The following is a 22813-nucleotide window of genomic DNA, read 5'->3' as shown; positions in this document are numbered from 1 at the left end:
ATCGCCGGGTCGGCGGGATAGAGCCGCCGCGCCCTGGCGAACACGAAGCGCGCCTTTGCCGCGCCGGGTGCATCGGCGGTCGCGCCGACCCAGCGCCAGTGCCATGGCTCCCATTTGACGTTCTGCTTGTTCCCGCCGGGGAAGGATTGTTCGAATCCGAACCGCGTCGCGTTCGCGCGCAGCCAGCGCGCGGCGGGAGTTGCCGCCATGCACGCCTCGGCATCGCGACAGCCATTGGCTGGCCGGATGGCGAAGTCGACGACATAGCCAGTCGAATGTTCGCTATAGCCCGGCGGCGCGACCGAGATTGCGCGTTCGGCTGCCGATGTTTCCGACTCGCGGCAGAACACGCTGCGCTGCTGCGCGATCGAACGCTGGCACGACAGGCCGCGCAATTCCCCCATCACCGCCGGGTCTGATTTGGCCGCAGCGAGCAGGCGAAGCAGGTCGGGCAGCATGTCGCGGCGGACCACGCAGGTCTGGCGGACGCCGAAGTCGGACGGGGCGGCGACCAGCTCGGACGGGGCGGCGTCGCCGTAAGGCAGATGCCCGAATGCGCGACCATCGGCGGCGATCGCCGCGCTCTGTCCGGCGCAGAGTTGCGCATTGGCGGCGGCCGGGATCAGCAGCAATGAAAGAACTAGGGGGCTACGCAACATCGTGCGGGCTCTGGCATGCGGGCGCAGATGCTGGCAAGGGCGGCACATGCATGGTGAACGCGTACTTTTCCTCGACGGCGAGGCCCTGATCATCGACAAGCCCGCCGGGCTGCCGGTCGATCCTCCTCGTGACGGCTCGCTGAGCCTCGAGAATCATCTCGAAAGTCTCAAATTTGGATTCCAGCGCTGGCCGATGCCGGTGCACCGGCTCGATCGCGACACGAGCGGCTGCCTGCTGCTGTCGCGCAATCCCAAGGCGCATGCGCGGTTGCAGCAGGCGTTCGAGCAGGGCCTGGTCTCGAAGCGCTATCTGGCGGTGCTCGACGGTGTCCCTGCCGAGGAAACCGGAACGATCGACATGCCGCTCGGCAAGATCAGCAGCGCCGAAGAGGGCTGGCGGATGGTCGAGGACGCCAAGGGCAAGGCGGCGCGCACCGGCTGGCGCGTGCTCGCGACGCGCGATGGGCGCTCGCTGGTCGAATTCATCCCCCAGACCGGGCGGACGCACCAGATCCGTGTTCATGCCGCGCTGGGCCTCGGCGCAGCGGTCGTCGGGGATCCGGTCTATGGGCAGAAGGATCGCCTGGGCATGATGCTCCACGCGCAGCGGCTGGTTGTACCGCGGCCGGGCAAGGCCGATGTCGTCGGTATCGCGCCGCTGCCAGAACGGTTCGCGACCGCGGGCTTCGGCGAGGAACCGGGCGTCGAGGCGACGCCGTCCCCGCAGGACGCGTCCGCGCCGGATCCGCGTCCCGAACCCGATAATGGCTGACGTGATCGACGCCTCCCTGCTTGAGGGGGCGATCGAGGAGAAGTTCCTCGCGGCCTCGGGGCCGGGCGGGCAGAACGTCAACAAGGTGGCGACCGCGTGCCAGTTGCGCGTCGACATATTCGCGCTGGGCCTGCACCCCGAAACCTATCGCCGGCTGAAGCTGGTCGCGGGCAGCCGGATGACCGCGGCGGGGGTGCTTGTCATCACAGCGCGTCGGTTTCGCACGCAGGAGGCCAATCGCGCCGATGCGCGCGACCGCGTGCTCGAACTGATCGCGCAGGCGCAGCACCGCGACGCGCACCGGGTCAAGACCAAGCCGTCCAGGGCCGCCAAGGCACGGCGGGTGGATACGAAGAAGGTCCGCAGTTCGGTCAAGGCCGGGCGCGGGCGGGTTCGCGAAGACTAACCGCAGACAAGAGGCGACGATGTACCAGTCGATATTTCCGGCGGTTCGAAGGCCGATCTGTACCGCGACCTGCTCGCGGCGCTCGACGCGCTGACCGTGGACGAGCGCGATCCGATCGCGAACATGGCGAATGCGGCCGCGCTGGTCTGGGAATATCTGCCCGATCTCAACTGGGCGGGCTTCTATCGTGCGGTCGAGGGCGAGCTGGTCCTGGGGCCGTTCCAGGGCAAGGTCGCCTGTATCCGGATCGCGATGGGCAAGGGCGTGTGCGGCACTGCGGCGGCGGAGCGGACGACGCAGCTGGTCGAGGACGTCCATGCGTTTCCCGGGCATATCGCCTGCGACGCGGCGAGCCGGTCCGAGCTCGTCGTGCCGGTCGTCAGCGACGGCCGGTTGATCGGCGTGCTCGATCTCGACAGCCCCGAGCCGGCACGGTTCGATGCCGAGGATGCGGCCGGGTGCGAGGCGCTGGTCGCGTTGCTGGCGTCACGGATCGGCTGACCCCCGGACCTGACGCCTGCTCCGAATCGGGACCGGGTTGCGGCTGGCCGCGCTGGGGCGGCTTTGGTACGCACTGCGTCAGCATAGGACGCGGCCCTGGAGCGTGTCGTGCGTCAGGGGAGAAGATGTCATGCGCATGAAGGTGATCGTCGGTCTCGCACTGATCATGGCGGTGGCGGGCACGACGGCCGAGGCGCAGCGGCGTCCGGACGGGGCATCGCGGCCCGGTGCGACCTATTCCGTTCCTGCCCGCAGCGCGGTCAGCGTAAACCCGGAGCCCGCCGCGTCCAGCGACGCGCGCCGGGGCAGCAGCGTCGATGGTGGCTGGTCGGCCGGGGCGAACGCGCCGGGCGGCTGGAGCGGTTATCGTCGGCCGTACCGGGGTTGGGCGCTGCCGGCCTATTGGATCGCGCCCCGGTTCGGGATCGTCGACTGGCGCGACTATGGGTTGGCACCGCCGCCGCCGGGCTATCGCTGGACGCGCTATTTCGACGACGCGGTGCTGATCGATGCGCGGGGATCGATCTTCGATACGCGTACCGGGGTCGAATGGGACGGCGCGAATGGAGGCGATGCCGCCCCGCGCTATGACGTGCAAAGCTTCGACGGGCGGGCGGACGACCGGGTCTATGCCCGCCGCCAGCCGCGGCCGGTAACGCGGCGGACCTATGTGACGACCCGCGTCGAAGCGGCGCCGGACTTTGCGGGGGCCGCCTATCGCGACCAGCCATTGCCGCCCGTGCAGCAGCGTGGCGGGACATGGGTGTCGCCCGACGGGATGACCACCGTGACGACCACCGGCGGCGGCTATCCCGGCGGCACAGCCTATGCCGGCGACGGGACGACGACGGTCACCGTCCAGTCGGTGCCGGTCACGACGACCACGACGACGACCGAATATATCACCGAACCCGTGACCTACCGGCGGACGACCCCGCGTCGTGGACCGGGCCGGACGCGGGGCGGCACCCTGGGGTCGGCGCGCTAGCGCTCAGCGGCGGCGTTCGCGGCCCGCGAAGCTGACGACGCTCTCGCTGCCATCCGCGCCGAGTGCGGACACGCCGACGAAATGGTCGTCGACGGGGGTCTGGGCGAGCAGCGTCTCGGTGCCGGTGACGTCGCGCACGTCCTTCCAGTCCTGCGTGTCGTTGCGCCGCCAGCGGACGCGGTAGCCTGCCGCACCCGGAACCGCGGCCCATTTGACCTGGGTGTCGCGCGACAGGGCACCGGCGATCGATACGTCACCCGGTGCCGCGGGCGCGGCGGCGAGGCGGGCGAGCGTGGCGATGTTGATCGCGGTCACCTTGGCCAGATAGGGGAAGTCCATCCCGGCGATCGTGTCGCCATAGTCGACGCCGTTTTCGGTGCGCAGGTCCTGGTGCTGGCGATCCCAATTCTCCGCCGCGACCGAGAAGCGCACCGCGGGATAGCCGAGCTTCAGAAAGGGTTCGTGATCGCCGCCGCGGCCGAACCGGTCGGGGCGACGGTCGAGCATCACGTCGAGCCCGCCGGGAATCGTGCCCGCGACGCCGTCGATCGTCTTGGCGAGCGCGCGGCTGGGGCCATCGTCCTCGCCACCCTCGGCGCGACGACCGATCTGCGCGGCAAGGTCTTCGGATGCGCGAATGCCTTCGGAAAAGACGCGGACGCTCGACGCCATGCGGACGCCGCCCTGGCCGATCGTGTTGCCGACAATGTCGTTGTTGAGCATCGCGGTGACGGTCCAGCCGCGCGCCTTGGCGGTGTCGGCGAGCAGCTCGGCGCCCCACAGCCCCTGTTCCTCACCCGAAAAGACCGCATAGACGATGGTCGCGTCGAACTGCCGCTTTGACAGCGCGCGGGCGGCTTCGAGCACCAGCGCGACGCCCGACGCATTGTCGTTCGCGCCGGGCGCGTCGCTCGTCACGTTCATGACGTCGGTCACACGGCTGTCGATATGCGCGCCGACGATCACGACGCGATTCGGGTCGCGCCCCTTCTGGATGCCCAGCACGTCCTCGACATAGACGCCGGTCGGTGCGCGCGGACCCGACACGGTGCGGCCGATCCGCTCGACCGTGACGCAGCCGCCACAGGCGCGGCCGATCTCGGCGAAGCGCGCCGCAGCCCAGCTGCGTGCGGCGCCGATGCCGCGCTTCGGATCGGTGGTGGTCGATGCGGTGTGGCGCGTGCCGAACCCGACCATCGCGGTCACATCGGCCTTGAGGCGGGTGGCGGAGGGCGCGGGAAGCGCGGCGGCGGCTGCGGCGAGCAGCGGGAGGGCGAGGATCGGCATCGGCGTCACCGTGGCGGCTTCGGCCGGGGAGCTCAAGCGGGGAGTGTTGGATTCGCTTGGTTTAGCCCTTTGCCGCCGTCATCTCCCGCCGCCGTCAGCTGAGCCGGTCGATCGCCTCGCTGGTCAGCGACCCCGGGATGATCATGACCGGCACGGGCAGCGCACCCGCATCGGTGCCGGAAAAATGCGCGATCAGCGCACCCGGCGCACCGCTCGCCGCGGCGCCGAGCACCAGCGCGGCAATATTGGGGTTGGCAGCGATCATCTCGCGGATGATCTTGGGGCCTTCGCCCTCGCGCACGGTGATCGACGGGCGCAGATCCGATTCCTCAATCAGCGTGCCCGCCGCAGCCGCGACGAGGCCCTCGGCGTGGAGCCGCGCCTCCTCCTCGATCGTCGCCTGGACACCGCCGAACGCGATGAATTCCTGCGGCGGAATCAGCGTGAGGATCTCGACGCCGCCGCCGGTCTTCACCGCGCGTCGCGCCGCGAAGCGCAACGCGATACCGGCCTCGGGCGACTCGTCGATGACCACCAGATAGACACGCATCATATTCCCCTGTTTATCGGGCTTAGGTGCCGTGCAGATGCGGTTCGCGCAAGGGGAAGGCGGCTTCGCGGGGTTGACCCGGACGGGCGGGGGCGCGAGTAGGCATGCCGTTACGTAACGCCCTGGGGACCTCCATGTCGATCGAGATCAAAATGCCTGCCCTGTCGCCGACCATGGAGGAGGGCACCCTCGCCAAATGGCTGGTGAAGGAAGGCGATACGGTGAAGTCCGGCGACATCATGGCCGAGATCGAGACCGACAAAGCGACGATGGAATTCGAAGCGGTCGACGAAGGCGTGATCGCCAAGATCCTGGTGGCCGAGGCGACCGACAATGTGAAGGTCGGCACCGTCATCGCGATCCTGGCCGAGGAAGGCGAGGATGCGTCCTCGGTGTCCGCGCCGACCAAGAGCGAGACGCCCGTCCCCGCGGCCAAGGAATCGGAGGCCAAGCCCGATCCCAAGGATCCCAACGACACCGGCAGCGAGGCCAAGCCCGTCGCCCGGACCGAGACGTCGGCCGAGGATCATGGTCGTCCCGCCGATGCGGGCGCCGCATCCGAGTCCAAGCCCGATTCGAAGCCCGCCAGCGGTGATCGTGTGAAGGCGAGCCCGCTCGCCCGCCGCCTCGCCGCCGACAAGGGGATCGACCTTGGTTCGGTGTCGGGTTCGGGGCCGAAGGGTCGCATCGTCAAGGCTGATGTCGACAGCGCGAAGCCCGGGGCCGCACCTGCCGCCGCGACCGAAGCCGCCGCACCGGCCGCCTCCGCTGCCGCGCCAGCACCCGCAGCCAAGCCCGCGGTCGTGCCGGATATCCCGCACGAGTCGACCAAGCTCAGCAACGTGCGCAAGACGATCGCGCGCCGCCTGACCGAATCGAAGCAGACCGTTCCGCACATCTACCTGACCGTGGACGTGCGTCTCGACGCGCTGCTCAAGCTGCGCGGCGAGCTGAACAAGAGCCTCGAAGCGCGCGGCGTGAAGCTGTCGGTCAACGATCTGCTGATCAAGGCGCAGGCCGTCGCGCTGATGCAGGTCCCGACCTGCAACGTGATGTTCACGCCCGACCAGCTGATCAGCTTCCAGCGCGCCGACATCTCGGTTGCGGTCAGCACGCCGTCGGGTCTGATCACGCCGATCATCGTCGGTGCGGACACCGCCTCGCTGTCGTCGATCTCGACGCAGATGAAGGACCTCGCCGCCCGCGCACGCGACGGCAAGCTGAAGCCCGAGGAATATCAGGGCGGCACCGCCTCGATCAGCAACATGGGCATGTTCGGCATCACGCAGTTCGACGCGGTCATCAACCCGCCCCAGGCGATGATCCTCGCGATCGGTGCGGGCGAGAAGCGTCCCTATGTGATCGGCGACGAGCTCACCGTGGCGACCGTTATGTCGGCGACCGGCAGCTTCGACCACCGCGCGATCGACGGCGCGGACGGCGCGCAGTTCATGAAGGCGTTCAAGCATCTGGTCGAAAACCCGCTGGGCATGCTGGCGTAAGACCGTGACCGCTGTGGCCCCTCTCCCGTTCGCCCTGAGCGAAGTCGAAGGGCATGTGTCCCATGGGCCTCGACTTCGCTCGGCACGAACGGGGTCGGGCCGGCGCGCGTCATGATCAGGACGCTCATCGAGATCCTGCATATCCTCGTCGGGCTCGGCGTCGCGGTCGCGATCACCTGGGCGGCGGCCTGGTCCTATCCGCTCGGGCAGGACGTGATCTGGTGGTGCGGGGCGGCGGCGATGGTCGTGACCGTGATCATGGGGATCGGGCCGCTGCGGCAGGCCCGCATCCTCGACCGACAGACCAGCAGGAGCCACGCGTGACCGACCTGCCCCCCGACAAGGCGCCGACGATCCGCGTCACCGCGATGCCCGCCGATGCCAACCCTTACGGCGACATCTTCGGCGGATGGCTGATGGGGCAGATGGATCTCGCCGCGGGGTCGGTGGCGTCGCGGCGCAGCGGCGGTCGCGCGGTCACGATCGCGGCCGATGCGATGAAATTCCACATGCCCGTCGTCGTCGGCGACGAAGTGTCGGTCTATGCAGAGCTGATCGCGGTCGGTCGCACCTCAATGACGATCGAGGTCGAGGCATGGCGCCGCGCGCGGCACAGCAACGACAGCTGCAAGGTGACACAGGCGCGCTTCATCTTCGTCGCGGTCTGCGACGACCGCAAACCGCGGCCCGTGCCGCCCGCTTCCAACTGATTCACTTGAAGGACTCTCCACGTGGCTGACACCTATGATCTGGTCATCCTTGGTTCGGGCCCCGGCGGCTATGTCGCGGCAATCCGCGCGAGCCAGCTCGGCCTCAAGGTCGCGATCGTCGAGCGCGAGCGCCTGGGCGGCATCTGCCTCAACTGGGGCTGCATCCCGACCAAGGCGCTGCTGCGCACGTCGGAAATCTATCACTACATGCAGAATGCCGAGAGCTATGGCCTGAAGGCGGACAATGTCGGCTTCGATCTCGCCAAGGTCGTCGACCGCAGCCGCAAGGTCGCGGGCCAGCTGAATGCGGGCGTGAAGGGCCTGATGAAGAAGAACAAGGTGACCGTCGTCGAAGGCGTCGGCACCGTGACCGCAAAGGGCAAGCTGAGCGTCAAGCAGGGCGACAAGACCGTCGAGCTCGAGGCCAAGAACATCATCGTCGCGACCGGCGCGCGCGCGCGCGACCTGCCGTTCGCCAAGGCCGACGGGAAGACGATCTGGACCTATCGCCACGCGATGGTGCCGACCGAGATGCCGACCAAGCTGCTGGTCATCGGATCGGGCGCGATCGGCGTCGAATTCGCCAGCTTCTACAACGACATGGGCGCCGATGTGACGATCGTCGAGATGCTCCCGCGGATCCTGCCGGTCGAGGACGAGGAAGTCTCCGCGTTCATGGACAAGGCGCTGACGAAGCAGGGGATAAAGCTCCTGACCGGCACCGGCCTCGAAGGCCTGGCGCCATCGGGCAGCGGCGTCACCGCGAAGATCAAGCACAAGGACGGCAAGGTCGTCGAGGAGACGTTCAGCCACGCAATCGTCGCGATCGGCATCGTCCCCAACACCGAGAATATCGGGCTGGAAGCGCTCGGCGTCGAGACCGACCGCGGGCACATCAAGACCGACGGCTATGGTCGCACCAATGTCGACGGCATCTGGGCGATCGGCGACGTCACCGGCGCGCCGTGGCTCGCGCACAAGGCCAGCCATGAGGGCATCATCGCGGTCGAGAAGATCGCGGGCGGGTCGCCGCACCAGATGGACAAGGCCAATATCCCCGGCTGCACCTATTCGCGCCCGCAGGTCGCGAGCGTCGGCATGACCGAGGCGAAGGCCAAGGAAGCCGGGTACGAGCTGAAGGTCGGCAAATTCCCGTTCATCGGCAACGGCAAGGCGATCGCGCTCGGCGAGGCCGAGGGCTTCGTGAAGACGGTGTTCGACGCGAAGACCGGGGAGCTGCTCGGCGCGCACATGGTCGGCGCGGAAGTCACCGAACTGATCCAGGGCTATGTCGTCGCGCGCCAGCTCGAGACGACCGAGGCCGAGCTGATGGAGACGGTGTTCGCCCATCCGACGCTCAGCGAGATGATGCACGAGAGCGTGCTGGGCGCCTACGGCCGCTCGATCCACTACTGAGCCCGACCGCGTGACGTCACCCCCGCTTCGGCGCGGCGGGTGGTGGCACCGATCACAATGCGGCGCGCGATCAGACCGATCGTGCGCCGTTTTGCCGTCGCCATGAGGCGATGAGCGTCCCGACCAAATTGGACCAATGAATCGACTTGCCGTTTATCGATAGGATCCATATCGTTTTGCAATATGCAGGCGGGGGCGGCGATGAACAGGGATCGGGTTCTTTGGGGGGCGACGGGGCTGCTTCGGCTGATGCTCGTCCTCAATATCGTCTGCGCCGCGGTGTTCGCGCTGGCGTTGCTGATGTCCTGGCCGATGCAGGACATGTTGAGCGCGCGGCTGGCGCATAAATACGGCGCGATGCTCGATCTGGACCAGGCGGTGCTGGCGATTCGCATGATGCTGTTCGTCGGCATTGCCGGCGGCGTCGCGCTGCATCCGATCTTCTCGAACCTGCTCCGCATCGTCGCGACGGTCGAGGCGGGGGATCCGTTCGTCGACGACAATGCCACGCGGCTCGCGCGGATTGGCTGGGCGCTGCTGGCGCTGCAATGCCTCGATCTCGCCTTTGGCGGCGTGGTCCGCTGGATTTCGCTGCTCAAGCTCGACGTGACCGGATGGACGCCGTCGCTGGGCGGGTGGATCGCGGTCGTGATGATCTTCGTGCTCGCGCGCGTCTTCCGGATCGGCGCGCGGATGCGCGACGACCTGGCGATGACGGTCTGATGTCGGTCGCGGTCAGCCTGGACGCCATGCTGCATGCGCGGCGGATGACGCTGACCGAGTTGTCGGAGGCGGTCGGCATCACGCTCGCCAATCTGTCGATCCTGAAGACGGGCAAGGCCAAGGCGATCCGCTTCACGACGCTGGAGGCAATCTGCCGCGTGCTCGACTGCCAGCCGGGCGACCTGCTGCGGGTCGTCGACGAGGATGAACGGGGCGAAGACGGAATTTAAACGGGGGGGATGGTCCGATGGACGCACTGGTTCTGGACGGGGTGACGAAACGGTTCGGCGAGAGGACCGCGGTCGACGCGCTGAGTTTTGCGGTACAGCCGGGGGAGATCTTCGGCTTTCTCGGCGGGAATGGCGCGGGCAAGACGACGTCGCTGCGCATGGTGCTCGATATCGTGCGGCCGACGGCGGGGCGGATATCGGTACTCGGCTGTCCGCCTGGCCGCGAGAATGCCGCCGATCTGGGGTTCATGCCCGAGGAACGCGGGCTGTACCGCGGGATGACCGCGATCGACACCGTCACCTATTTCGGGCGGCTGAAGGGCATGTCGGCGGTCGCAGCGCGCGCGAAGGGCCATGCGCTGCTCGACCGGTTCGGCCTTGCGGCATCGGCCAAGATGCAGATCGACAAGCTGTCCAAGGGTATGGCGCAGAAGGTCCAGCTCGCCGCGACGCTGGTCAACGGCCCGAAGCTGCTGCTGCTCGACGAACCCTTCTCGGGTCTCGACCCGGTGAACCAGGGGCTGCTGGAACACGAGATCCTGGAGGCCGCACGGGGCGGGGCGACCGTGGTGTTCTCGACGCATGTGATGCAGCATGCCGAGCGGCTGTGCGACCGGCTGTTGCTGCTCTCGCAAGGGCGCAAGGTGTTCGAAGGCACGCAGGCGGAGGCGCGCGGGCGGTTGCCGGCCCGCCTGACGATCGTCGCGCGCGATACGCCGATGCGATGTCCTGGCGTCGAGCGCGCGGAGCCCGGCGCGGCCGATGCGCAGGGCTGGCGCGATTATGACGTGACGCTGGCCGAGGGGATCGATCCTGCCGACGTGCTGCAATGCCTGACCGAGCAGGGCGTGACGCTGCGACGGTTCGACCAGCACCGCGTCAGCCTGCACGACGTCTTTCTCCATCTTGTCGGCATCCCTCCAGCCGGGCCTGCCGAGCCGGCTAAGGCGGAGCATGCAGCATGACCCACAATATCCTGCTCGTCGCGATGCGCGAGTTCCGACAGATCACGGGCATGCGCAGCTTCTGGCTGACGCTGCTGATCCTGCCGCTGGCACTGGCGGTCGGGCCGATCGCGAGCCGCCTGACGCAGTCCGAAAAGACCCAGCGCGTCATGCTGATCGATGCCGATGGCCGTGCCGCGGCGGCGATCCGCGCGCGGCTCGATACCGATCACCAGCGGCGGGTCCTGACCGCGCTGTCGCGTTACGCGCAGCGATACGGGCTCGATCGCGCCGATCCGGGCGCGCTGTGGGCGCAGCATGACCGGCTGTTCGGTGATGCCGATGTCGCGACGTTCGCCAAGGCGGGCGCCTGCCTGCCGCGCTGGCGGCGATGCGGCCGGCGACGACCTCGGAAACGCCGAAGTTCGACGCGCCCGACGCCGATTTCGTGGTCCTGCCGACGCCGCCCGCCATCGCGCGCGCGGCGCCCGGCGCGCTCGATGCGCAGCTCAAGCCGCTGCTCCAGCCGGGCGAGTTCGGCGACAAGACGGCCAAGCCGCTCGACTATGCAGTCTATATCCCGCGCGGCTTCGGCGTGCAGACCGCCGACGTGCGACTGTGGTCGAGCGAGCAGCCCGGCGCGAATTTCGTCCAGCCCTTGCAGACCGTGCTCACGCAGGACCTGCGCACCGGCTATCTCGAGTCGACCGGGCTTGCGCGCGATCAGGCGCGTACCGCGACCAGTCTGGTCCCGGCGATCGCGGTCTCGACCCCGGCGCCTGGGGGCGGGCGCGAACGGATGCTCGTGCGATCGGTGGTGCCGTTGCTCAGCGCCTATATCCTGCTGATGTCACTGCTGTTGTCAGGCAACTGGATCCTCCAGGGGCTGGTCGAGGAGCGGTCGAACAAGCTGATCGAGACGGTGCTCGCCTGCATCAGTCCCGACGAGCTGCTCTATGGCAAGCTTGCGGGGACGGTCGCGGTCGGGCTGACGATGGTCCTGGTCTGGGGGCTGTGCGCGACCGGTGCCGCGGTGGCGACGCAGGGCGCGGTCGGCGCGTTCCTGCACGTCGCACTCGCGCCGCTCGCCTCGCCCTGGATCATCCTGGTGATGCTGTATTTCTTCCTCGCAGGCTATCTGATGGTGTCGATGATCCTGCTGGCGATCGGCGCGATGAGCGATTCGATGCGTGATGCGCAGAGCTATCTGACGCCCGTGCTGCTGGTCATCGCGATGCCGTTCACGGTCGTCGCGCAAGGCGTCCTGTCGAACAGCGGCGCGACCGCGATCAAGGTGCTGACCTGGATCCCGATCTACACGCCGTTCACGATGCTCGCGCGGCTCGGCAGCGGGGTTTCGACCATGGAGATCGTCGGCAGCGGCGTGCTGCTGGCGGTGTTCATCGGCATCGAGTTCGTCTTGCTCGCGCGTGTGTTTCGCGCCAGCCTGCTCAATGCGGGGCAGAAGCCCAACCTCGCCGCACTGGCCCGGTTGATGCAGCGTACGCCCGCCTGACGCATGCGTACCGTTCATATCATTTCGGGGATCCAACCCCGGTTTTCTGGAGGAGCTATGATGTCGTTCAATCGTATTTCGCGTCTGTCGCTGGGGGTGGCGCTGCTTGCCCTGTCCGCACCTGGGCTGGCCCAGACCGGCGCGCCGGGCGGCGCGCGCTATGGCAGCTTCGGGATCGACCTGACCGCTGCCGACAAGGCGGTGAAGCCAGGTGACGATTTCTGGACGCACGCCAATGGCGCCTGGGACAAGCGTACGGCGATCGCACCGGATCGCACGTCCGCGGGCGGCAGCGTGATCCTGGCGGATCAGCCGAGCAGCAGGTCCGCGCGATCCTCGACGATGCCGCGCGCGATCCCGCCGCGGTCGGCGCCGGGGCCAAGCAGTTCGGCGATCTCTATGCGAGCTTCATGGACGAGGCCGCGATCGAGCGCGCCGGCGCCGCACCGCTCAAGCCCTATTTCGCGAAGATCGACGCCGCGACCGACAAGCAGAAGCTCCAGACCTTGTTCTCGACGGTCGGCTATGCGTCGCCGGTCGAGGTCGGTCAGCTGCCCGATCCCGCCGATCCGAAGCGCTACGCGGTGGCCGCAGGGCAGGGGTCGCTCGGCATGGGCGGCCGGGATTATTATCTCGAGCAGGGCGCCAAGTACGACACCTTCCGCACGGCGTATCGCGCCTATGTCGAGAAGATGCTGACGCTGTCCGGCGTGGCGGATGCGTCGGCCAGGGCGGACCGGATCGTCGCGCTCGAAACCGCGATGGCCAAGGTCCAGTGGTCGCCGGTCCAGTCGCGCGACCTGCAGGCGATGCTGAAGCCGATGGATGCGGCGGGCCGCAAGGCGCTGGCGCCCGATTTCGACTGGCCGCTGTTGCTGTCGACCGCGGGCTATGCGCAATTCCCGGTTGTCTACATGACCAACTCGACCGCGCTGACCGAGCTTGGCAAGATCTTTGCCGCGACGCCCGTGTCGACGTGGCAGGACTGGATGAAGTTTCGCCTCGCCTCCGCAAGCGCCGGTGCGCTGCCCAAGGCGTTCGATCAGGCGACGTTCGATTTCTACGGCAAGACGCTGGCCGATCAGCCGGAGCAACGCGCGCGGTGGAAGCGCGGCATCGCGCTGGTCAACGGCACGATGGGTGAAGCCGTCGGCGAAGTCTATGTGAAGCGGCATTACCCGCCCGAGAGCGAAGCGAAGATGGGCGAGTTGATCGCCAATCTGCGCGCGGCGTACAAGGAGCGGATCACCGCGAACAGCTGGATGGATGGCGCGACCAAGACCCAGGCGCTGGCCAAGCTCGCCGCGTTCGATCCGCGGATCGGCCATCCGGTCAAATATATCGACTATTCATCGCTCAACGTCGTCCGGGGCGATCCGGTCGGCAATGCGATGCGTGCGGGCGAATTCCAGCATCAGCTCGACCTCTCGCGGCTCGGCAAGCCCGTCGATCGTACGCTGTGGGGCATGACGCCGCAGACGGTGAACGCCTATTACGATCCGCTCAACAACCAGATCACCTTCCCCGCGGCGATCCTGCAGCCACCCTATTTTGATCCCAAGGCGGACGCGGCGGTCAATTACGGCGCGATCGGCGCGATCATCGGGCATGAGATGGGGCATGGTTTCGACGACCAGGGCAGCCAGTTCAGCGCGACGGGCAAGTTCGAGAACTGGTGGACGCCGGCCGCCCGCACCGCCTTCACGCAGCGCACCGCCGCGCTGTCGAAGCAGTTTGACGCCTATGAACCGATCCCGGGTGTCCGCGTGAAGGGTGCGTTGACGCTGGGCGAGAATATCGGCGATCTGGGTGGGGTCGAGACGGCCTATGCCGCCTATCAGAAATACCAGGCGGAGCATGGCAAGGCGCCCGTGATCGGTGGGCTGACCGGCGACCAGCGATTCTTCCTTGCTTATGCGCAAGCGTGGCAGGCAAAGCTGCGTGAGGGCGCAGCGCGCGCGCGGCTGCTCACCGATCCGCACTCGCCGCCCTTCTACCGCGTCAACGGGATCGTCCGTAATGTCGATGCCTGGTATACGGCGTTCGGGGTCAAACCCGGTGACGCGCTGTATCTGGCGCCCGGCGACCGCGTCCATATCTGGTAACATTTCGCGGGGCGTGTGGCCGTCCACACGCCCCGATTGTCTTGTGCGCACCACGCGCGACCCGGCCGTGATATCGCTATCCGAGATAGCGCCCGGCTGCGACCCGAATGCCGTTGCGCCCGACGAGGCCAGTGGATACGGGACCAAGCTAGCCTGACGGGCCGGCGGGTACTCAGCAACAAAGGTAAGCACTCGTGTCGCAAAACTCGGCTCGCAGCTGCCTGTTTGCTTAGGTTTAACAAAATCAATTTATGATTTGATTGCTTTCGTTTAAGTCTCACATCCTCGCTTTGTCTCTATTGTCTTCTAAATCAGATCAGCCTAACGGCGGTAGCGGTAGCATTCGTTTACAGATGCGCCGTTGCTGATGTGGTGCGTCTGATGCGCTGCGGCATGGGGAGGGGTTATGAAGGCGTTCGTTCTGAATTCGGGGCCACGTGGGCGTGTGGCGATCGCGATGCGGGTCGGTGTGTCGCTTGCGGCGTTGCTGGCAGCAGGCGCGGGCAGCGCTGCATGGGCGCAGGCGGAAACGCAGACCGTGTCGCCCGACACGACCCAGGCCGCGACGCCGGGACAGGAGGTCGGGCAACCCGCGGCCGATGCGACCTTGGACGGTGATATCGTCATCACCGGCCGTCGCGCCGCGCTCGAGGCGGCGGACGAGCGCAAGCGTCGCAGCGAGACGATCGTCGACTCGGTCGTCGCCGATGGTGCTGGCAAGCTGCCCGACAACTCGATCACCGAAGTCCTGCAGCGCGTCTCGGGCGTCTCGATCGTCCGTTTTGCCGCACTGGGCGATCCCGACCATTATTCGGTCCAGGGGTCGGGCGTGCAGGTCCGTGGCCTGACGGGCGTCGCGTCGCGCCTGAACGGCCGCGAGATCTTCAGCGCGAACAACGGCCGCGCAATCCTGTGGAGCGATGTCACGCCCGAACTGATGGCGGCGGTCGACGTCTACAAGCATCGACGGCTGACCTGATCGAAGGCGGCACCGGCGGCCAGATCGATCTGCGCACCAAGATGCCGTTCGACTTCAACGGCAAGTTCCACATTGCTGGCACCGGCGAACTCGCGCTCGGCGACATGGCGAACAAGGCGGATCCGTCGGGATCGGTCCTGATCACCGATTCGTTCGATACGCCGATCGGCCGGATCGGCCTGCTCGGCGACGTCGCGTTCAGCCAGTTCAGCTCGCTGTCGCAGTTCATCCGCGTCAGCCCGTATTTCAAGACCAAGCTCAGCGATGGCAACGAGCGGTACGTCCCCAGCGGCTTCGCCTATGGCGACGAGGCGTTTCAGTACAAGCGCTACGGCATCTATGGCGCGGCGCAGTGGCAGCCGGCCGAATCGCTGACCTTCACCGGCAGCTTCTTCCAGTCGCGCTACAAGAGCCAGTCGAGCGATTACGGCACGCAGCTGGATTCGCAGACTCTGGCGGTCGATCCGGCGAGCAGCTCGTTCGACAGCAACGGCCTGCTCACCAAGACGAGCGCGCTGTTCAACCGCGACACGGCGACGTTTGCCCCGACGGGTGGGGCGGTCAACAGCAGCGGCAACAAGGGGTTCGTCGAGAGCAACACGCGGACGCGCGATTATTCGCTGTCGTTCGTCTGGGCACCCACAGACAGCCATGTGTCGCTGAAGGGATCGCTGCAGCGCGTCGATTCGCGGCAGGTCTATGATCGTCTCGACATCTTCCGCGACGTCGGCTTCGGCCAGAGCTTCGGCATGGACCTGACGGGTGACCTGCCGCAGATCACCGTCAGTCCTGCGACGCAGGCGTCGTTCGCCGATCCGGCCAATTATTTCTGGACGGCGTCGATGCCGCACAACGAACGGAACAAGGGGCGGCTCGATTCAGGGCAGCTCGATGCCGAATATACGTTCGACAACAGCTTCTTCCGGTCGGTCAAGGTCGGCGGGCGCTATGCCAAGCGGACCGAGCGCGATCTGTCGAACGGCTATAACTGGACCGCGCTGGGTCGCGGCTGGAATGGCGATCCGCAGCTGACCTATGCCAATGCAGCGTCGGGCGACGTCGCCAGCCATGCATTCAAGGACTTCTTCCGTGGCAACACGACGCTGCCGGGCAACCTGATGTTCGCATCGGAGGATCTGGCGTCGCGCTTCAATGAAAACCGTACCGGGCTGGTGACTGCACCGCCCGCCGGCTTCTGCGGCCCTGCGACCGTTGACGACGACAACAACCCCGCGACACCGAACGTGGCCAGCCCTCTCTATAGCAATTGCTCGTCCAAGGGGCAGCTCCCGGTCACCGGCTATGGCGGCCAGTTCAACCCCGACGGCACGCTGGCGATCCGGCCTGTCGGGTTCGTCCTGCCGGGCGATCAGGTGAATAACCGTACCGAGAATATCGCGGGCTATGCACTGCTCCGCTTCGGGCCCGAGGAAGGCGCTCGCGGCATTTCCGGTAACGTCGGCGTGCGTGTCGTGCATATCGAGAATGAAGGCAGCGGGTTCATCCAGCAGAATGGCGGGACCGTCTTCATCCGCGACGGCGCGCAGGTGACGCTGGCGAACACGTTCCTCGCCCGCGGCGGCAAGGCGGACTTCACGCGCGTGCTGCCGTCGATCAATCTCGAATATTCGCCGACCGACCGGATCAAGGTCCGCGGCGGGTACAACATCACGATGGATCTGCCGAGCTTCAACGCGCTGCGTGCGTCGGGTTCGATCGGCGTGGCGACGACCCCCAGCCAGACACCCGGCGGGATCGGCACGTTCAACAACTTCACCGCGGACACGGGCAATCCGTTGCTGAAGCCGACGCTGTCGAATAATGTCGACCTCTCGCTCGAATATTACGGCCGGGCGGGCACGTCCTTCCATCTGGCCCCGTTCTACAAGCGGCTGACCAACCTGCCGATCTATGCGCTGACCAGCCGGCAGGTCACGATCCAGTTCACTGACGGGACGACCGAGAATGTGGCTGCGTCGGCGACCGACTATGTCAATTCGACCAAGGCGGCGACCGTCAAGGGCGTCGAGGCCGGTGGCCGGTTCTTCCTCGACATGCTGCCCGGTGCGCTTGCCGGGATCGGGTTCGAGGGCAACTACACCTTCATCAAGAGCAGCAATCCGGGCGATGTCTATCGCGACATCACCGGCGCCGCTCGCAACGACGCGCCGCTGGTCGGGTTGTCGAAGCATAATCTGAACGCGACGCTGCTGTACGAGCGCAACCCGATCTCGTTGCGCGTCGCCTATTCCTGGCGCTCGCGCTATCTGTTGTCGACGAACAGCAACGGCACGAACGGCACATATACGTATTACAGCGCGCCGGGCGTCGTGACCAACCGGGATGGCGGCCAAGATGCGTCGACGCAGATCGCGTTGCCGATCTATGGCGGCAATTATGGCTCGGTCGATGCGGGTGTGCGGTTCAAGGTGAACGACCAGTTCTCGTTCGGCGTGCAGGGGACCAACCTGACCGCCGCGACGCAGCGGACGCTGATGGGTGGTTATCCCGGCGGCAAGCTGGTCGGGCGCAGCTGGTTCCAGGCCGATCGCCGCATCAGCACTGGCATAAACCTCGCCTTCTGATGATGATGCGTCCCCTGTCGACGCGCGGTCGGCAGGGGACGGAGCGGAGCGCGTGATGCGGAAGAGGATCCTGATCGTTGGCGGCGGTACCGCCGGCTGGCTGACCGCGGGTTATCTGGCGAAACGGCTCGGCGCCGATCTGGCGGGCGGGGTCTCGATCACGCTGGTCGAATCCAAGGACATCGGCATCCTCGGCGTGGGGGAAGGGACCTTCCCGACGATCCGGCGGACGTTGGCGACGATCGGCATCGACGAGGCCGAGCTGATCCGGCGATGCGGCGCGACGTTCAAGCAGGGGGCGAAGTTCGTCCATTGGCGCCACGCGCCCGGACAGGGCCGCACCGATCATTACTCACACCCGTTCCAGGTCGCCGATGCGAGCGACGGGCTCGACCTGCTGCCCTATTGGCTGCTGGGGCATGGCGGCGCGGAGAATTGGGACGAGGTTTCCAATCCGCAGAAAAAGGCCGCCGACGCAATGCGCGCCCAAGCTCGCGACCAACCCCGATTATGTCGGGCCGCTCAACTACGCGTATCATTTCGATGCGGTGGCGCTCGCCGGGCTGTTGCGCGAGCATGCGGTCAGGAACGGTGTCTGGCATCTGACCGACACCGTGTCCGAGGTGCTGCTTGCGGAAGATGGTGCGATCAGCGGGGTGCGCACCGAGCGGAACGGGATGCTCGACGCCGATCTCTATATTGATTGCACGGGCTTTCGTGCCGAACTGATCGGCAAGGCGATGAAGGTGCCGTTCCGGTCCTGCCGCGACGTGCTGTTCTGCAACCGCGCGATCGCCGCGCAGCTGCCTTATGCAAAACCCGGCGATCCGATCGCATCCTATACGATTTCCACCGCGCAGGAGTCGGGCTGGATCTGGGACATCGGGCTCGATCGCAGGCGTGGCATCGGGCATGTCTATTCGTCCGACCATAGCGACGACGAGACTGCCGAGCGCGTGTTGCGCGGCTATCTCGCGCGGGCGGCGACGAGGCCGAGGTGCGCCATTTCAAGTTCGATGCGGGGTACCGCGAGGTCAACTGGGTCAAGAATTGCGTCGCGGTCGGGCTGTCGAGCGGGTTTTTCGAGCCGCTCGAGGCGACGGGGATCGCCTTTGCCGAGGTCTCGGCGGGGATGATCGCGAACCTCTTTCCCTGGGGCAGCGACTACGAGACGTCGGCGCGCCAGTTCAACGCCAACATGCTACGCCGCTACGAGCGCGCGCTCGATTTCATCAAGCTGCATTACTGCATCTCGGAACGGCGCGACACGGCGTTCTGGCGCGACAATGTGGCCGACGCCTCGGTCCCCGACAGCCTGCTCGAGCTGCTCGACCGGTGGCGGTTCCGGCCACCCAACGAGCTCGACATCGACGGGCAGGTCGACATCTTCACCGACGCAGCTGGCAATATGTCCTGTACGGCATGGGCTGGAAAACCGACCTGAGCGCAAAGGCCGGCGCGCTGCGCTATGCCGAGGATGCGCGGCGTGCGTTTGCCGAGGTCCGGCGTCAGGCCGACTATGCGGTCCGCAACCTGCCGTCGAACCGCGATCTGCTCACCTATGCGCAGCACCATCATTTCGGTGCGCGAGCGGCGGCGTGACGGATCCCGGCCCGGCCCGCATCACCCGGATCGTCATCGTCGGCGGGGGGGACGGCGGGGTGGATGACCGCCGCCGCGATGACGCGGCTGGTCGAGAGCGGCGTCGCGGTGACGCTGGTTGAATCTGAGGAGATCGGCACGGTCGGGGTGGGCGAGGCGACGATCCCTTCGCTGCTCGACTATAACCGGATGCTCGGCATCGACGAGGACGACTTCGTCCGCGCGACGGGGGCGACGTTCAAGCTGGGCATCGAGTTTAGCGACTGGGGGCGGCTGGGCGACGCGTATTTCCACCCGTTCGGCACGCATGGCCGCGACGTCGAGGGGGTGGCCTTCCATCAGCTCTGGCTGCGTCAGGCCGGCCTCGCGCAACCCGGTATTCCGGGGCCTATCGGCGACTATTGCCTGTCCACGGTCGCGGCGCGCAATGGGCGTTTCACGCGACCATCGGCCAATCCGCAATCGGTCCTGTCGACGCTGTCCTATGCCTTCCACTTCGATGCCGCGCTCTATGCCAGATATCTGCGCGACCTTGCCGAGGCGGCGGGTGTGGTGCGGATCGAGGGGCGCGTGGCGGCGGTCGATCGGCAGGCCGGGACTGGCTTCATCGAAGCGGTCCGGCTCGCGGACGGGCGTGCGATCAACGGAGACCTGTTCATCGATTGCAGTGGGTTTCGATCGCTGCTGCTCGGCGACGCGATGGACGTCGGGTTCACGAGCTGGCAGCACTGGTTGCCGTGCGATCGCGCCTGGGCGGTGCCGAGTGCACCCCGCGATGCGCCGGCCCCGCATACGCGCGCGACCGCGGAAGCGGCCGGCTGGCGCTGGCGGATCCCGCTCCAGCACCGCGTCGCAACGGCCATGTTTATGCGAGCGACCATGTCGACGCGAGACCGCGCTGCGGGTGCTGCTGGACGGACTGGACGGCCCGCCGCTCGCCGATCCGCGCCAGTTGCGGTTCGTCGCGGGGCGGCGCGACCGGCTGTGGGACCGGAATTGCGTCGCGATCGGGCTGGCCGGCGGCTTTCTCGAGCCGCTCGAATCGACGAGCATCCATCTGATCCAGTCGGGTATCGCGCGGCTGATGAGCCTGTTCCCCGATACCGGGTTCAGCGCGGTCGAGATCGCCGAATATAACCGGCAGATGCTCCGGGAGTATGATCAGGTCCGCGACTTCATCATCCTTCACTACCATGCGACGACGCGGACGGATTCGGCGTTCTGGCGTCATTGCCAGAGCATGACGCTGCCGCCGTCGCTGCAGGCCAAGCTCGATCTCTGGGCGGGACGGGCGCGGATCTTCCGCGAACAGGGCGAATTGTTCACGCCCGACAGCTGGATCGCGGTCCTGCTCGGGCAGGGTATCCGGCCGGCGTCGGTCGATCCGCTGACCGCAGGGCTGCCGGTGGCGGAGAGCGCCCTGTTCCTCGACCATGTGCGGGAGATGGTCGCTAAGACCGCCGAGGCGATGCCGCGCCACGCCGACTTCATCGCCCGGCATTGTGCGGCACCGCTGCGGACCGCGGCCTGATCCGAGCTACACGTCGCCGCGATCGCTAAAAAGCTTATTTGTCGGACAAACCTTGCCCTTCCGCCTGATCGGGCTACCATGATGGCAATTCGTATAAGAACGGGAGCGGGTATGCGGTGGGCGTCGAGCGCGGGAATGGCTGCGTCAATAGTCGTAGCGTTGAGCACTCTGCCGGCTGCAGCGGCACCCGTTGCCCGTGGGGGCGAACGCCGCGTCGTCATCGATGCCGCCAAGGCCGCAGATCCGGTCGATCGATCCTTCGACCTGTCGATCGGCTCGGATTTCCCGGGCACGCTGATCCGCAGCGACAGCCAGGCGCAGCTCAAGACCGCGGTCGACGAGCTCGGCTTCCGCTACATCCGCTTCCACGACATCTTCCACGATGTCCTCGGCACGGTGCGCAAGACGGATGCGGGGATCGTCTATGACTGGACGAAGATCGACCAGCTCTATGATGCGCTGCTGGCGAAGAAGATCCGGCCTTTCGTCGAGCTCGGCTTCACGCCCAATGCGATGCGGACGTCGGAGCAGACGATCTTCTACTGGAAGGGCAATACCTCGCATCCCGATCCGGCTTTGTGGCGCGGGCTGATCGATGCCTATGTCCGCCATGTTCGGCAGCGTTATGGCGCCGACGAGGTTCGCCGCTGGTATTTCGAGGTCTGGAACGAGCCCAATCTCGACGGGTTCTGGGAAAAGGCCGATCAGAAAGCCTATTTCGATCTCTATGCGGACACCGCGCGGACGATCAAGGCGATCGATCCGGCGTTGCGGGTCGGCGGGCCATCGACCGCGGGCGCGGCCTGGGTGCCCGAGCTGCTCGCCTTTACAAAGCGGAACGCCGTGCCGATCGATTTCGTGACGACACACACCTATGGCGTCGAGGGCGGATTCCTCGACGAGGAGGGCAAGCAGGACACCAAGCTGTCGGCGTCGCCCGACGCGGTGGTCGGCGACGTGCGCCGCGTTCGCGAGCAGATCGAGGCGTCGGCCTATCCGGGGCTGCCGCTCTACTTCACCGAATGGAGCACGAGCTACACGCCGCGCGACTTCGTCCACGACAGCTATATCAGCGCGCCGTACATCCTGACCAAGCTGAAGCAGTCGCGGGCCTATGCGCAGGGTATGAGCTACTGGACCTATACCGACCTGTTCGAGGAGCCGGGGCCGCCCCCGACGCCCTTTCATGGCGGGTTCGGGTTGATGAACCGCGAAGGTATCCGCAAGCCGGCCTGGTTCGCGTATAAATATCTGAACGCGTTGAAGGGCCGCGCGATACCCGTGGCGGATGACACGGTGCTCGCCGCCGCCGATGGTCAGCGGATCGCGGCCGTGGTCTGGGACTGGCAACAGCCGGTCCAGACGCTGAGCAACAAGCCCTTCTACACCCGGCAGGTGCCCGCGGTCGCGGCCCGGCCGATCGCGCTGACCTTCGATCACGTGCCCGCGGGGACGTACCGGCTGACCATCCGCCGGACCGGTTATCGCCGGAACGACCCGCTCTCGCTCTATATCGACATGGGCATGCCCGCGTCGCTCGATGCCGCGCAGCGCAAGGGGCTCGAGCAGGCCACGCAGGACCTGCCCGAACAGGCGCGGACCGTCCGGGTGGGTCGCAACGGATCGACGCGCGTCACGGTGCCGATGCGCAGCAACGACATCGCGCTCGTCACGCTGGAACCCGCAGGCACCGCGGGCATCGAACAATAATCGGGCAAAAGGGGAGAAGACATGGCGGGATTTAGCAAGCGTGACGTGCTGACCGCACCGCTGCTCGGCGCCTTGGGGGTCGGCGCGGCGCGGCTGG

Annotated in this window: 21 protein-coding genes and 4 pseudogenes; 22 read left to right on the top strand and 3 right to left on the bottom strand. The window is 66.8% G+C overall.

Features of this window, described 5'->3' with window-relative positions:
• On the bottom strand, positions 1–659 hold a 659-nt coding region (locus NI18_RS09895), incomplete at its 3' end, for a M15 family metallopeptidase (RefSeq protein ID WP_084215139.1).
• 46 nt (positions 660–705) lie between these two features.
• Between NI18_RS09895 and NI18_RS09890 the strand changes: the two genes are divergently transcribed.
• From NI18_RS09890 to NI18_RS22265, 4 genes are all read left to right on the top strand, one after another.
• Positions 706–1431: an RNA pseudouridine synthase gene (locus NI18_RS09890; RefSeq protein ID WP_042466529.1), complete on the top strand. Its 726-nt coding sequence runs from the start codon at positions 706–708 to the stop codon at positions 1429–1431.
• Entirely contained in the window at positions 1424–1837 is a 414-nt protein-coding gene (arfB, locus tag NI18_RS09885) for an alternative ribosome rescue aminoacyl-tRNA hydrolase ArfB (RefSeq protein ID WP_031394492.1), read from the top strand. The genes NI18_RS09890 and arfB overlap by 8 nt, the downstream gene beginning before the upstream one ends.
• A 33-nt stretch (positions 1838–1870) precedes the next feature.
• Positions 1871–2338: a GAF domain-containing protein gene (locus NI18_RS09880; RefSeq protein ID WP_037529784.1), complete on the top strand. Its 468-nt coding sequence runs from the start codon at positions 1871–1873 to the stop codon at positions 2336–2338.
• Between the two features lie 130 nt (positions 2339–2468).
• Entirely contained in the window at positions 2469–3326 is an 858-nt protein-coding gene (locus NI18_RS22265) for an RcnB family protein (protein WP_052149108.1), read from the top strand.
• 3 nt (positions 3327–3329) lie between these two features.
• Here the strand turns inward: NI18_RS22265 and NI18_RS09870 are convergent, their stop codons facing one another.
• Positions 3330–4613, bottom strand: a complete 1284-nt coding sequence (locus NI18_RS09870; RefSeq protein ID WP_031439456.1) for a M20/M25/M40 family metallo-hydrolase — start codon at positions 4611–4613, stop codon at positions 3330–3332.
• Positions 4614–4707: 94 nt separating this feature from the next.
• Complete coding sequence (locus NI18_RS09865; protein WP_031394497.1) at positions 4708–5163, bottom strand: universal stress protein; 456 nt, start codon at positions 5161–5163, stop codon at positions 4708–4710.
• A gap of 134 nt (positions 5164–5297) precedes the next feature.
• Here NI18_RS09865 and NI18_RS09860 point away from each other — a divergent pair, with 134 nt between their 5' ends.
• The 18 genes and pseudogenes from NI18_RS09860 (at position 5298) to NI18_RS09795 (ending at position 22716) form a co-directional block, all read left to right on the top strand.
• Entirely contained in the window at positions 5298–6665 is a 1368-nt protein-coding gene (locus tag NI18_RS09860; protein ID WP_031439455.1) for a pyruvate dehydrogenase complex dihydrolipoamide acetyltransferase, read from the top strand.
• Positions 6666–6776: 111 nt separating this feature from the next.
• Positions 6777–6989 (top strand): hypothetical protein, encoded by a 213-nt coding sequence (locus tag NI18_RS09855; RefSeq protein WP_037529783.1) that lies wholly within the window; start codon positions 6777–6779, stop codon positions 6987–6989.
• A 44-nt stretch (positions 6990–7033) separates the two neighbouring features.
• On the top strand, positions 7034–7375 hold the full coding sequence (locus NI18_RS09850; RefSeq protein WP_052149110.1) for an acyl-CoA thioesterase: 342 nt from the start codon (positions 7034–7036) through the stop codon (positions 7373–7375).
• Between the two features lie 21 nt (positions 7376–7396).
• Positions 7397–8791, top strand: a complete 1395-nt coding sequence (gene lpdA, locus NI18_RS09845) for a dihydrolipoyl dehydrogenase (protein WP_037529779.1) — start codon at positions 7397–7399, stop codon at positions 8789–8791.
• 201 nt (positions 8792–8992) lie between these two features.
• The gene (locus NI18_RS09840; protein ID WP_037529790.1) at positions 8993–9514 is read left to right on the top strand and encodes a DUF2975 domain-containing protein; all 522 of its coding nucleotides are present in this window, start codon (positions 8993–8995) and stop codon (positions 9512–9514) included.
• The gene (locus NI18_RS09835) at positions 9514–9744 is read left to right on the top strand and encodes a helix-turn-helix transcriptional regulator (RefSeq protein ID WP_037529777.1); all 231 of its coding nucleotides are present in this window, start codon (positions 9514–9516) and stop codon (positions 9742–9744) included. Before NI18_RS09840 ends, NI18_RS09835 begins: the two co-directional genes overlap by 1 nt.
• A 17-nt stretch (positions 9745–9761) precedes the next feature.
• Positions 9762–10709 (top strand): ATP-binding cassette domain-containing protein, encoded by a 948-nt coding sequence (locus tag NI18_RS09830; RefSeq protein WP_052149107.1) that lies wholly within the window; start codon positions 9762–9764, stop codon positions 10707–10709.
• 370 nt (positions 10710–11079) lie between these two features.
• A complete protein-coding gene (locus NI18_RS09825; protein ID WP_037529775.1) occupies positions 11080–12204 on the top strand; it encodes an ABC transporter permease in 1125 nt (374 codons plus the stop codon).
• Between the two features lie 60 nt (positions 12205–12264).
• Positions 12265–14309: pseudogene (locus tag NI18_RS09820) on the top strand (M13 family metallopeptidase).
• 406 nt (positions 14310–14715) lie between these two features.
• Positions 14716–15288, top strand: a complete 573-nt coding sequence (locus tag NI18_RS09815; protein WP_037529773.1) for a TonB-dependent receptor plug domain-containing protein — start codon at positions 14716–14718, stop codon at positions 15286–15288.
• Positions 15222–17873 (top strand): TonB-dependent receptor, encoded by a 2652-nt coding sequence (locus NI18_RS09810; protein WP_084215138.1) that lies wholly within the window; start codon positions 15222–15224, stop codon positions 17871–17873. The genes NI18_RS09815 and NI18_RS09810 overlap by 67 nt, the downstream gene beginning before the upstream one ends.
• A gap of 55 nt (positions 17874–17928) precedes the next feature.
• Positions 17929–18342: pseudogene (locus tag NI18_RS26840) on the top strand (tryptophan 7-halogenase); the annotation flags it as partial.
• Positions 18248–18796 (top strand): annotated as a pseudogene (locus NI18_RS26835) (tryptophan 7-halogenase); the annotation flags it as partial. The pseudogenes NI18_RS26840 and NI18_RS26835, both read left to right, overlap by 95 nt.
• 74 nt (positions 18797–18870) lie before the next feature.
• Complete coding sequence (locus NI18_RS25635) at positions 18871–19317, top strand: tryptophan 7-halogenase (RefSeq protein WP_198526988.1); 447 nt, start codon at positions 18871–18873, stop codon at positions 19315–19317.
• On the top strand, positions 19296–19475 hold the full coding sequence (locus tag NI18_RS25630) for a hypothetical protein (RefSeq protein ID WP_198526987.1): 180 nt from the start codon (positions 19296–19298) through the stop codon (positions 19473–19475). Before NI18_RS25635 ends, NI18_RS25630 begins: the two co-directional genes overlap by 22 nt.
• A gap of 63 nt (positions 19476–19538) precedes the next feature.
• Positions 19539–20324, top strand: a pseudogene (locus NI18_RS27965) (tryptophan halogenase family protein); the annotation flags it as partial.
• Entirely contained in the window at positions 20251–21006 is a 756-nt protein-coding gene (locus NI18_RS27960) for a tryptophan 7-halogenase (protein WP_347574837.1), read from the top strand. The pseudogene NI18_RS27965 and the gene NI18_RS27960, both read left to right, overlap by 74 nt.
• 159 nt (positions 21007–21165) lie before the next feature.
• Positions 21166–22716 carry a beta-xylosidase gene (locus NI18_RS09795; protein WP_347574836.1) on the top strand — a complete coding sequence of 517 codons (1551 nt, stop codon included), beginning with the start codon at positions 21166–21168 and terminating at the stop codon, positions 22714–22716.
• Positions 22717–22813: the final 97 nt, after the last annotated feature.

This window comes from Sphingomonas sp. Ant20, from assembly GCF_000783375.1.
Lineage (GTDB): Bacteria > Pseudomonadota > Alphaproteobacteria > Sphingomonadales > Sphingomonadaceae > Sphingomonas > Sphingomonas aerolata.
Note: the sequence above shows the minus strand (reverse complement) of the source record. Positions and strands in the feature narration are given on the sequence as shown.